This is a genomic window from Sphingobacterium sp. ML3W, from assembly GCF_000747525.1.
Classification (GTDB): domain Bacteria; phylum Bacteroidota; class Bacteroidia; order Sphingobacteriales; family Sphingobacteriaceae; genus Sphingobacterium.
The window spans coordinates 2,824,969-2,837,693 of the sequence record NZ_CP009278.1 but is presented as its reverse complement, the minus strand read 5'-3'; the positions used below and the strand labels follow the sequence as shown (position 1 = coordinate 2,837,693).

Below are 12,725 nucleotides of genomic sequence, written 5' to 3'. Positions count from 1 at the left end.
CATAACGTTAAATGACCCTATTGAATTATTTAAGATTAGTAATGCAGAGATGCGAAAGTTATTTAACCGTTTATTATGCAAGTAATTCTAATTCAGCTTTGTGTACCCCATCTGGTGTTGTGTAAAAGGGACGCCCCTCGATGACGGCATGTGCCTCCTGCTCGATGCCCAGTGCATGGTAAATGGTTTGGTGTATCTGTTCGATTCGAATAGGTTTTTCTATCGTTTTGCAAGGTCTTTCATCGGCTGTCTTCCCATAGGTAGAACCTTTCCTGATGCCACCGCCAAACATTAAAATAGAACCACCATCCGTAAAATGACGATGCATGCCATAGTGCTTGATATCGTTTATAATGTCTGGCTGATCAACCTGTTCCAGTACTTCAGCTCCCGGTCTTCCCTCTAGCATCATATCTCTACTAAACTCGCTAGCCACGATGATCAAAGTACGGTCAAGGTGCCCAGATTGCTCCAAGTCTTTGATAAGCTGCGCTATTGGCTTGTCTATCTGTCTTTTCATTTCAGCAGCTCTTGTATGTCCATTTTCGTGCGTATCCCATCCTTCGAATGGCACATACTCGGTCGTTACTGAGATAAAACGGGCGCCTTGTTGGGTAAGTCTTCTAGCCATTAAGCAACCTAATCCAAATTTTCCGGTGTTATAGATGTCATAGCTCGCTTTGGGTTCGCTATTTAGATCAAAAGCTTTCGCTTCGGGCGACTTTAGCAGCATGTAAGATTGCTCCATTGCACGACGCAAGGATTCCTTTTGGTAGTCACTTCCAAATTCGCCAAAAGCACTTCCACTGATCAAATCGTTGTACAATTGATTGCGACGCTCGAAACGTTGGAAAGACATTCCTGCTGGCGGTTTTACCGCATCAAGACCTGCTGTTGGATCGGCGATCATAAATGGACCAAATTCGCTACCCAAGAAGCCTGCAGTATGGAATGCTTTTAACTCTTCACCTTCACCCAATGTTAACCGTTGCCCAATATTGATGAAAGCGGGGATTACTGGATTTTTAGGGCCCAATTCTCGGGCTATCCAAGAACCGATATGTGGAGCTGCTACCGTTTGTGGCGGCTCATAACAGGTGTGCCAGTGGTATTGGTGTCGAGCATGCAGAATATGTCCTAAGTCGGCAGCCATATACGATCGGATCAAAGTGCCTCTGTCCATGACCTGACCGATTGATTCTAAACCCTCTGAAAAGTTGATGCCATCTAAAATAGTAGGTACGGGTTTAAATGTGCTCAATACCCCGTTGGAATCCATGCCTTTTTTAAATGGCGTATATATTTTAGGGTCAAATGTATCCGTATGGGCCATTCCTCCAGCCATCCATAGTAAAATTACGGTATCCGCGCTACTTTCTTTATGAGCCGATTGGCAGGATGATAGTAAACTCGAAAGCGGAGCTCCTGCTGCCAACGCGCTCATAGTAGCAGCACTGGCAGTTCGTAAAAAATCCCTTCTATTCCACTTGTCTCTCATCTTTACATTCTTTTCTAAATTATTAATTAATAAGTTGGAACTCTGGTAATAGTATCACCGCCCACAAAAAATCCTGAACACTGTTTTCATCGGGTTTATCAGCAAACATATTTTTAGCAATATTGAGCTCTTTCTTACTGGGGTTGCGCCCCAATGTACGTCGGTAAACTTGGTTGACGATTTGTTCGCTGTTGTTATATTGCTTTAACCAACTTTGTGCTCCTTTTCGCAGTGTTTCATTCAGTTTTGATCCATTTGTTAGTTCCATTGCTTGTAACAGGTTCGATTGACTTTCACGTACACTGATTACGTTATCCCGGTTTGGTCTACCCATAGCGGTTAGGAAATCGTCATTTTCTACCAGAGAGGCACGTGCGAAATAAGCCTGATTAGGCTGTAATTGAAAAGCCTCGTAAGGGTTATATTTCAATCGGTCCAACCCATATATAGGTGATATTGTATTACTGACAGCATCAGCGAACTGCTCGGCAGTCATTTTACGACGCAGTATACCGGTAAATTGAAAATCTGTTGCATTGATCTTCGCTGCATCATCAATAGTAACAGCAGGCAATTGATACACTTTTGAGTCGACAATCAATCGAATCAGTTTTTTCATATCATAGCCATTTTCCACAAAATCTACCGCTAGCCAATCCAATAGATCTTGACTCCAGGGTTTATTGTCCATTTCATCTGTTGGAGCTACGATACCACGTCCCATAAGCTGCGCCCATATTCTGTTGACAATGGTTCGGTACAATCGTCCGTTTTCATCTTTGGTCAGGCTTTCTGCCATTTGCTGTGCTTTCTCCTTTTTTGACGCTTTTTTAGAAATCGCACCCAGTTCGTCCCATAGCAGTTTCGGGTCGACAAATTTACCTGTCGGAATATCGCAGCGGTTCACTTCCAGCGGTTCTTCTGAAAAAGCATTGGCAAAAGAATAAGCATCGTTCAGTTTCCAATCGCTGATGAAGCTGTCGTGGCAAGAAGCACATTTTAGGTTCAATCCCAATAATGCCTGCGATACATTCTGTGCGGCCTGCATAGGTACGGTCTGACTCGAGTTGATATCACCACGCCATTGAATTCCTGCTACAAAACCTTTCGATGCTTCGTTAGGGTTTAATAGTTCCTGCACCATTTGTTTATAAGGTTTATTGGAAGCCAACGATTTGTAGAGCCAGTCGGATATGGAAAAACGTCCGTTTGTGATATAACCAGTACCGGTATAATCATTGCGAAGCAAGTCATTCCAGAAGGTGAACCAATGGGTAGCGTATTGATGGTCATCACCGAGTAGTTGATTCACCAATAACGTCCTTTTATCGGTACGTTTATCATTTACGAATTCATCGGTTTTTTCAGGTGTTGGCAGCAGACCTATTATATCCAAATACACACGACGCAGATAAGTGCGGTCATCAACAGTCTTTTTCCAGTCAATTTTATTTTCTGTAAAATACTCATTTGCAAAGAGATCTATGGGGTTATTTAATGCTTTTGTTACGGCAGGAAGTGTAGGCTTCCTTGGTGCTAGAGGTGCTTTCGAAAATATCCCTGCAGCAGCTTGATCAGGCCAGGGTGCGCCCTTATCTATCCAGAAAGCCAAGAGCTCGATATCTTTTTTCGATAGCGATTTTCCCTTTCCTGGCATCGCATCTTTGTGACTAGCAGGTAGTGCTATCCGTCTAAAAAGTTCGCTGTTGTGCAGGTTGCCAGGTGTAATCACTGGACCCGATTCCCCCCCTTTGAAGAGTAGGGCTTTATCATCAAGTCTCAGTTCACCCTCCATTTTGTCAGAACTGTGGCACTTGTAGCAGTTATGCGCTAAGATCGTTCGTACACCTATGTTTAGCTTCACTTGCTCTTCTATCGTCAAGCTATCTGCATTTTTAGCGAAAGTAGCTAGGTCAATATCACTCGTTGCTAATGTCGCACCGTCTTCGTTATTGTCTGCCCAAGGTGCCACACTACTTAAAAAGTCGGCACCATGTGTTATCGAGGCTCCTAGATGCCCTGTTATAGCAATACCAAATACGGTAACAATCAAGATTGTCCGGTAAGCGATGATGAGGCTTCTCTTTTGTTCTTTTTTTATGGCCCTTACGAAGAGTAAACTTATACAGCTTAATAGCGCTGTCCCAATACCGATCCATTGATGGAGCGCCAGCGTGTCGGCAGAATAGTTTTCAAGATTGGCTAGTAGCAACCCGAAGATGACAGATAGGACCGCACTGATAGCGCCGATTATTAAAAGGAACTGAATCCCAGCGCGCAGGTTAGAATTGTAGTTTTTAAAGCTCAACATTTCCATGAAGGCCGCAATCACGATGAGCGATACAGGAAAGTGTACGATGAGTAGATGTAGACGACCTAAGAATTTAAACAACCAGAACACCTCTGTTTCTGCTGCATGGCCAACAGATACATCCTCTTCAATGCCTAATGACCTTAAGAGGAAGATTGAAGAAAATATAAGAAGTAGAACTATGCTCTTTGATAAATTGACCTTGAGTTTGCTCATATTTTGTTTATATCTTACACATTGTGTAATAACAGGGTATCATAATTAGGATACTAAAGATACATAATCTATCAGGATTCGGTATCCTGCACTATCCTGCACGAATTAGTACCAAACAAATTGGCTACATTTCTGTACTTTAAACAAAAGCAATACTTAACATTAACTTAATATAGGGTTGACCTTTTGTTTATACCTTTGCAAAAATAATAGCTATGGATAATTATTTATATCTCGTAATCATTACCCTTATCCTTTTAGGGGTTATAGATCTCATGGTCGGCGTCACTAATGATGCTGTCAATTTCTTAAACTCGGCAATTGGCTCCAAAGCTATTCCTTTCCGTTTGATTATGATTCTCGCCAGTGCGGGGATATTGTCAGGTGCGGTTTTTTCAAGTGGAATGATGGAGATTGCACGAAGTGGAATTTACGTTCCGGGTATGTTCAGTTTTAATGATGTCGTGGTCATCTTCCTCGCTGTCATGATTACAGATATCATACTTTTGGATGTATTCAACTATTTCGGCCTTCCGACCTCTACGACAGTATCCATCGTTTTCGAGCTCCTCGGGGCTGCAGTCTGTCTAGGATTGTATAAAATTGCAACCACTTCAGGCGATTGGTCAACCTTATCACAGTATATCAATACAGAGAAGGCTTCAGAAATTGTAATTAGTATACTCTTATCGGTTGTCCTGTCTTTTACTGTGGGTATGGCAGTGCAATATGTTTCTCGACTCATATTCACGTTTCAATACGAACGTAAAATCAAATCTTTCGGGGTTATATTTGGTGGTATCGCCTTAGCTTCGATTAGTTATTTTATCATAATAAAAGGGCTAAAGACAGTTACTTTCATCGATGTTTCGACGAAAGATTGGATTAACACGCACGAGCTGCAGTTGCTATTGGGATGCTTTGTGTTATTTACCATCTTTAGTTTTATCCTCACCAGGTTAAAAATCAACATTCTTAAAGTCATCATCGGTATCGGTACGTTTGCCTTAGCACTATCTTTTGCGGGTAACGATTTGGTTAACTTTATCGGAGTACCAGTGGCTGCCATCCAGTCTATCGGTTTCTTCCAGGCATCTGGTGGCAATCCCGACACGTATATGATGTCGGAGTTAGCTTCTGCAGATATCGTTGCCCCAGTTTGGATTTTATTCATCGCAGGAGGGATCATGATCATTACCTTATGGACATCCAAAAAAGCGAAGACCGTTATCGAAACGGAAATGAGTCTAAGTAGTCAAGACGGTGGTACAGAAAAGTTCGAACCCAATACCTTATCACGTTGGATAGTACGTGGCTTTCTAAATATTGGAGGTGCCATCAGCTATTTGATGCCGCGCACCTTGCAATCGCGTCTAGATAGTCGTTTTGAGAACACTGCTTTAGGCAAAAAGAATAAGCAAGATGAGCCAATGTTTGATATGGTGCGTGCCTCTGTCAATCTTATGGTGGCCAGTAGCCTGATCGCTTTAGGTACTTCTATGAAGCTTCCATTGTCTACTACCTACGTAACCTTTATGGTTGCCATGGGTACCGCTTTTGCCGATAGAGCTTGGGATAGAGAAAGTGCAGTATACCGGGTATCTGGCGTATTCCATGTTATCGGAGGATGGTTCTTCACTGCAGCTTCTGCTTTTGCAGGTGCATTTATTTTCGCTTATTTACTTAAGATTGGTGGTATCATTACCTTTGTAGGTGCTTTGATCTTATTAGCGATACTATTAGTATTCAACGCTAAAAGCCATAAAAAGAAAGTCGCAGCACAGGCAGAACGTAAATTGAAACTTGGTAGAGAAGATATACATACTCTACAGCAGGTTTCGGACGCTAGTGCCAATCAAATTAGTGAAGTTTTTGCCAAATCTAATCTTTTCTATAAAGAGATTGTAGACGGCCTCATCAAAAACGATTTGACGAGTCTTTCCATGAACAAGAAATTGATTAAGAAATTCTTGCGTGATTTGGATTCGACCAACGACAATCTATACAATTTCATTCGCAATTTAGACGATACCTCCGTGAAAGGAAGTAGATTCTACATCATATCTTTAGGCTATCTACAAGATATCGTAGAGAACCTTTACGTTATTGCCGGCAATGCACAGAACCACGTAGACAACAACCATAAGTTGCTCAAAGACTATCAAGGAAATGACCTAAGGTTAGTTGCTGATGAGCTGGGTAACTGGTACAACGAAGTGTACAACTTATACAAGCGACGTGACTTCTTAAATCTTGATTCAACCATGAAACAACGTGATCAGCTACAGAAGGTCATTAACAATCTTTTGGACAAGCAGATTGAACACATCCGGACATCTGAAAACAGTCCTAAGAACAGTAAACTATACTTCTCAATCTTGTTAGAGACAAACGAGCTGATTAGCTCCACGTTTAAGCTTTTACGATTATTTAAGGAGTTTGAAGAGTTCAAACTGAACAATAAGAAACAAAACTAACTTTAGTTAGTCTTCAAAAGCCCGACACTCCGTCGGGCTTTTTTAGTACTTGTCGACCGTCGTTATCGGAATGGTGGCAATAGTGCCTCAACAATTTGAAAGATTTACGAAGATCGATTTTGTACTTTAGTTAATGACGGAGAAAATTGGAAAAATAGTCGTTATATTTTAGTAGAAAATATTATAGATCTATCTTTGCTTTTCTTATTTTTAATGTAGCTTTAATTATTAACCCAAGTTATAATAAATATATTTCATGAAAAACAAGAGCTTATTATATTTCACTTCCGTCCTAAATAAATTTTAGGCGCGTGTTTCCCTTGAAACAGTATCTATTTTTAGATAATTTCAATTTTGACCCTATTTTTTAGTCTGAGAATATCTGTAGCTGTCCATTTTTACCCTTAACTGGTGGCCTGATAAAAGGATCATCTATCCATTGCCATATATTTATTTTCACGAATATATTCATCCTGATAAACCCGACCAAGTTAGACAGATTCCAATCGTATTTAGCCTTCTTCTGAAGGTATTTGAGCAGTAATATTCCAATCAACGAAGTCCATATTTGGATCATGACCGCATTTTCAGAAGTACCCACAAAAGATGATATTTTTAAGCGTTGCTTCAGATGCTTGAAGAAAATCTCGATCTGCCATCGCTGTTTATAAATGTTAGCTACTAGTGATGCCTTCCATTGGATATTATTTGTCAGAAAGTGGTACTGGTTGTCTGTGCTGCTGTCCCAAAAGTGAATCAAGCGTAATGGTTTAGAGTTGTATCTATCTGCTGATGGACCAGAAAGCTCAATGATCTCATCTTTAATGATTCCCTTTTCAAGGAGTGCTTCACTCTGGTATGACTTGATAACGTTGTACTTCATGTTAGTTTTACTCCTGGTAACAAAATAACAACCTCTGCTGTCCAAATCCCCGAGCCAGTTGTAATCCACATAACCTCTATCCACCACTACAACGCTTCCTTTGGAAAAACTATAGCTACCCGCACGCTGGCTTTCATGAACTTTCCCGTCTGTAATCTGCATGAAAACAGGAAGACATCCATCATAATCCAGCACAGTGTGCAGTTTTACAGCACCTTTGGTGCTTCTAAATTTAGCCCAGTCAAATACAGATAAACATAAAGGGATGATACTGGCATCCATCAGATAAACCTTGCGCTTTAATTGCGTTAGATCTTTGCGCAAATGGGTATCCTTTTGCCATAGCTTATCTAATAGCGAAAAGTACAGATCTTTAAAGAGTTCATGGGTGCGGTGCTTGTTGATATAGGAAATATTGGACTTGCTGGGTGCTCTACCAACACCTAAATGGTTCAAATTACCAGTCGTACTACGTAAGCCATTACTGATATCACGAACTGAATCTGCAGAAGAAAAATGGCAAAACAACATGCTAGCAAGATGCGTCCAGCTGTTGATCCCTTTACAATGTTTGTCACTCTTGTGCTTAGCAACCAAAACCTTGAATAATTCGCGGTCGATAAGTGATAAAATCTGACTAAAAACGTTTAAATTTACCATGGCGGTGTGTTAAAATTTGACGATTTAAATATAGCAACTTTGCTATAGCAAAACACCGCCACTTTTTTCAACGTTTAGGACGCTACTGTGTTAAGGTATTGTACGTAATAAAAAATCCTCTTTATATTTTACCGCCAATATTTAAAAATTACATGTTACGTCAAATAGTAAACTGCTAGTATATAGATTCGCAAATGGTTTACTTATCCTAGAGATATTTTAGAGTGATAATAGAGGTTTTCTAGAGGGTTCATAGAGGTAAAGCACTAGAAACCCTCTATTTAATCTGTCTATAATTTGTTGATATCCTATTTAATACATAAATTAGAATAAAATGATATATGAATGCAATCAGAGCAGGTGATATATCTATCCAATTTCCAATATAAAATAAACCATTATGGCAATACTAAAAAGTGGAATAAATGGACCATTTTCGGGTAAAGTGGGAAACGTAGTAGGCTATGAACTAAATGGCCAAACCGTTATTCGTTCTCTTCCAGCAATTGTAAAAAGAGCTCCAAGTAAATTGACGCTCATAAATCGCATGCGCATGAAGGTTGTATCCCAGTTTTTGAGACATATCAAAACACCAATCGCATTCGGCTACAAAAATATTGCACCTAAAGGTAGCCGAATAGGGACTTTTCAATCCGCTCAATCTTATTTACTCAACAATGCAATAGATTTTGACGCTGAGCATGTACCGTATGTCAATCCGGAAAAAGTACTAGTCTTTCGAGGAAACCTGGTGCCACCATTGCTCATTAATGTGGAACGTCAGGATAATAAACTTCATGTGGAATGGAACAAGGAGGTCTGCAATGGCCAACCTACTGTTTTAGTTGTGCTCGCATATGTAATTGATACTTTTTGTGCTTTGAATGAAGGCGGAGCTCATTCTACTGAGGGTAAGATGACCTGGGAGCATTCGTTGTTTAGTGGTGATGAACATGTGCATATTTACATCGGGTTCTACGATATGCTTCATGACGAACTATCTGATTCTGTATATGGAGGCTGTGTATGAGAATAATTGATAATTCAGTCAGGTAGTAAAGGAAGTAATAAATATTGAATTTATAAAAGTGAGAGAACGATATGTTTACATCGCCTCAATTCATGCTTAATTAGACTCCATATTTACTAACTTATTATTATAACATGACCTAAATTCAGCTATTGATGATTTGTGATTTTTGCTGGCTGAAATTATGTTATTTGAAGTATGTAATGTGGTTTATTTAGGATGATAAAGAGCTGTATATTAATCATCAGTGATTAATAATACTAATATAATTAGCACCCCTACACTTACCCATGAAGTAAGATACATAATCAATAATAGCATTAGAATACTAATTATATTAGCTTTTTATTTGATCATAAAGTTTACTTAAGTTGAAATAGTGAGAACAAACTTTTTACTAAGTATATTAGCTAATGAATGAAAGAAGTATTTTCACACTGCAATATCACTAACAAGCAATTTTCTGCAGACATCAGTAATCGCTTAGGTTTGCATAAAATCTACTTTAAATAGGGTAACCCGTTTAATCTCAAAATTTCACATTCAGAAGTATTCTTGATTTTAACTTTTAATCATTATTTAAACTCGAAGTGTTTATGAATTAAGTTAAAGGAATAAGTACTTCAAATTTTCAAAGGGTGTTGATCGCCCCAATTAAATATCCTAAAATATACTGCACTGGGACTGGGTGCCGTAGGGGCTATGAAGAATGATAAAGAGAAAAAAGAATCAGGGGGGACCAATTCTCATCCGAATATGTTTATACTTAACAAAAGCTAACCTTAAGATTAGCTTTTGTTAAGTAACTCTTTATCTAATTATTAACACATTAGTATATTAGATTTACAAGTACTTATCCGCCTCGTTTATTTCGAGATCATTGATGCAAGCATATCTTTTTTGCATCAAACCGTTTTCGTCAAATTCCCAATTTTCGTTACCGTAGGCTCTAAACCATTTTCCTTCTTTATTTCTATACTCGTATTCAAACCTGACTGCAATTCTGTTGTCTGTATGTGACCAATATTCTTTTTTGAGTTTATAATCCAGTTCATTTTTCCATTTATTGGCCAAAAATAGAACGATCTCTTGCCGACCATTAATAAACAGATTTCGATTTCTCCATTCGCTATCTAAAGTGTAAGCCATTGAAACTCTTTCGGGGTTTTGACTGTTCCAAGCATCTTCAGCCATTTGAATTTTTTGTTTAGCTGTCTCCAATGTAAATGGAGGAAGCGGATGTCTCTGTTCCATAATTAAAATTAAGTTATCTACGATTAATTTCGATTTTTCCACTAATTCATTCGATTTATAAAGCTGGCTCCCAATAATTGAACTTTCAAACAATAGATAGATATGAGCGGATAACAATTTTTGTCCGAGTTCTTTTTCAAAGAATAATCTGAGATCTTTTTTATGCGACTGTATGACGGAAAGTATGGCAACCTGTTCTATTGATATTTCTGATAAGGTGTTTAAAAAGCTACATCCTCTAAAGTTTTCCTTTTCGTTCATATAAATAATGAAATCAAAAGCGGCTAATATTCTTTTCTTAGTTCCATTCGATTCTGAAATGTACGTCATCAATTCAGAAAACCAATATTCATGTCTAGTACTTAAAAATGCTAGACATAAATCATCTTTCGATTTGAAGTGTTGGTAAAAACTAGCCTTAGCAACATTGGCCTCTTTAATAATTTGATTAATTCCTGTACTATTGTAACCTTGTTGATGAAATAGTAGTGACGCAGTTTCTATAATTCTTTCTCTGGGAGTAAGCATATCTATATCCTTTATGAAAGCAAATGTAAGTAATAAATAACATACAGACAAGTCTGTCTGTATTGAAATTGCAAAATATATCTTCATTCAGAAGTAATACTGCGCGATTAAGATACAAGTTTAAAACTGATAAATACAGCTTTTATTCCACCAATGTGATTAGCTATTTAGAGACCCCACATACCTGTAAGTGTTTAGCAGCACGCCAGTTGGTGTGGCCACCGTATTGACAAATTGAAGTTTTTGGGCATCATAGCTGTCTGAAAGAATGCGTTTTCCTCTTCCCAACAATACGGGATATACTATCAGAACAATCTCATCAATTAATCCGGCGTAGAGTAGCAAAGATGTCAGTGATATACTTCCCAAAAGAATAAGGTCAGGTCCATCTGTAGTTTTAAGGCTACGAATGCTTGCTATGATATCTCCAGCCAAGGCCTTTACTGGTTCCCATTCAAGACTCTCGGGCCTGTGGGTGATTACGTATTTCGTTGCACCGTTTATCGCGTTGGCCATCGGAAAGTACCCAGCATTTGGCCAGTATCCCAAAAACTCATCGTAAGTCTTGCGGCCAATCAGCATGTCAAAGTCAGTACCATACGCTTCAAGTAGCATCGCCATCCCAGCAGGTGTGCGATAAGGTGCTGTCCATCCGCCGTACAAATAGTTCTTATCATGTTCAATGACACCATCAAGGGAGATGTGTTCGAAAATTCTAATCTTTCTCATTCTTGTTATTTACTTAACGACCTCATTGTCTAGGTATTAATTAGCCCTCCGCGATGTCAGTTTCAATCAACTTAAAATGTTTTTTCATCGGATTCTGCCAATTGACCTATCAATTCAACCATTATTTATAAGGCTACCCTCCATCATGCTTTAGCAAAGTTGGTGGTAAAAACTGATACTAAAAGGGGTGAGATACGACAATTTAACTGTCAATTTACGACAAATTTATCTGCGGAAAGAGACGCTTCATTTTATTTCTTGGATTTTTGAATGGCTTACGTAAGAAACAATTAAAACAGCGAGAAAAATAAATCCTGTAAAAACTTTACCTACAGGATCGCCTACCATATAGTGAGCTAAAGAAGCCGAAGCAAACATAATTGCAAAACCAATATATGCTGATTCCTTTAATAAGCGAACTGGCAACCAAAGAAAAACTGCACCGATAAGTTTTGTAATTCCGATCTCAATTCTGAAATAATCTGGAAAACCTAAATGTTCCATTGAAACTTTCACTTCGGGTTTCAAAAGAGTTTCAAACGCAATAAATATCATCATTGCTGAAATAATTCCTGTTGTAGTGTAGTACGTAATTTTTGTTGATTTCATATCTTTATTTCTTTAAATTTGATACTTCAAAAGTATGTATATTAGCTTACTAAATTATAGTAGTTACTATTATGTTAGTAGTAACTTTTGGGTTAGTTACCTACTAAAAAAAGAAATATGGCGACAAATAAATTAGATTACTCACCCTTACAATGCACAAATCGTCTATCAGCAACAGAAGATGCTCTATACGTTCTAGGTGGCAGATGGACAATTAGAGTAATGATAGCAATTTTAGAGGGACATACGAGGTTCAACGATTTACAACGAAGTTTAAATAGTATTTCTGCGAGAGTACTTTCGAGTGAATTAAAAAAATTGGAAGTAAACCATTTAGTAGAAAGGACAATCTTTGCGGATCAAACTCCTGTTCTTGTGGAGTATGTTCCTACGGAATACAGTCAATCACTTAAAGATATTATCACTGCTCTGGCTGAATGGGGTGTCACTCACAAAAATAAAATTACAGCTAATTATAAAGGCTGAAGCAAATGGATTACATCCATACCTCGTGCTATAGCACCCTGCCT

The 12,725-nt window shown here is 38.5% G+C and carries 9 protein-coding genes; 3 read left to right on the top strand and 6 right to left on the bottom strand.

Features of this window, described 5'->3' with window-relative positions:
- Positions 1 to 73: 73 nt before the first annotated feature.
- Complete coding sequence (locus tag KO02_RS12160) at positions 74 to 1,498, bottom strand: DUF1501 domain-containing protein (RefSeq protein ID WP_038698658.1); 1,425 nt, start codon at positions 1,496 to 1,498, stop codon at positions 74 to 76.
- A gap of 22 nt (positions 1,499 to 1,520) precedes the next feature.
- Positions 1,521 to 4,025, bottom strand: coding sequence for a DUF1549 domain-containing protein (locus KO02_RS12155; RefSeq protein WP_081918372.1), 2,505 nt, complete (start codon positions 4,023 to 4,025; stop codon positions 1,521 to 1,523).
- 215 nt (positions 4,026 to 4,240) lie between these two features.
- On the opposite strand from KO02_RS12155, the gene KO02_RS12150 reads away from it, so the two are divergent.
- Positions 4,241 to 6,502 (top strand): inorganic phosphate transporter, encoded by a 2,262-nt coding sequence (locus KO02_RS12150; protein WP_038698656.1) that lies wholly within the window; start codon positions 4,241 to 4,243, stop codon positions 6,500 to 6,502.
- Positions 6,503 to 6,869: 367 nt separating this feature from the next.
- Here KO02_RS12150 and KO02_RS12145 read toward each other — a convergent pair whose 3' ends face one another.
- Positions 6,870 to 8,045: an IS4 family transposase gene (locus KO02_RS12145; RefSeq protein WP_038694773.1), complete on the bottom strand. Its 1,176-nt coding sequence runs from the start codon at positions 8,043 to 8,045 to the stop codon at positions 6,870 to 6,872.
- Between the two features lie 400 nt (positions 8,046 to 8,445).
- Between KO02_RS12145 and KO02_RS12140 the strand changes: the two genes are divergently transcribed.
- Positions 8,446 to 9,075, top strand: a complete 630-nt coding sequence (locus KO02_RS12140) for a DUF6266 family protein (RefSeq protein ID WP_038698654.1) — start codon at positions 8,446 to 8,448, stop codon at positions 9,073 to 9,075.
- 843 nt (positions 9,076 to 9,918) lie between these two features.
- On the opposite strand, the gene KO02_RS23980 is transcribed toward KO02_RS12140, so the two are convergent.
- The 3 genes from KO02_RS23980 to KO02_RS12120 form a co-directional block, all read right to left on the bottom strand.
- Positions 9,919 to 10,857, bottom strand: a complete 939-nt coding sequence (locus KO02_RS23980; RefSeq protein WP_200878545.1) for a DUF1348 family protein — start codon at positions 10,855 to 10,857, stop codon at positions 9,919 to 9,921.
- A gap of 159 nt (positions 10,858 to 11,016) precedes the next feature.
- Entirely contained in the window at positions 11,017 to 11,520 is a 504-nt protein-coding gene (locus KO02_RS12125) for a dihydrofolate reductase family protein (RefSeq protein WP_235212247.1), read from the bottom strand.
- Positions 11,521 to 11,832: 312 nt separating this feature from the next.
- Positions 11,833 to 12,195: a DoxX family protein gene (locus KO02_RS12120; RefSeq protein ID WP_038698650.1), complete on the bottom strand. Its 363-nt coding sequence runs from the start codon at positions 12,193 to 12,195 to the stop codon at positions 11,833 to 11,835.
- Positions 12,196 to 12,312: 117 nt separating this feature from the next.
- Here KO02_RS12120 and KO02_RS12115 point away from each other — a divergent pair, with 117 nt between their 5' ends.
- Positions 12,313 to 12,681, top strand: a complete 369-nt coding sequence (locus tag KO02_RS12115; protein ID WP_038698648.1) for a winged helix-turn-helix transcriptional regulator — start codon at positions 12,313 to 12,315, stop codon at positions 12,679 to 12,681.
- Positions 12,682 to 12,725: the final 44 nt, after the last annotated feature.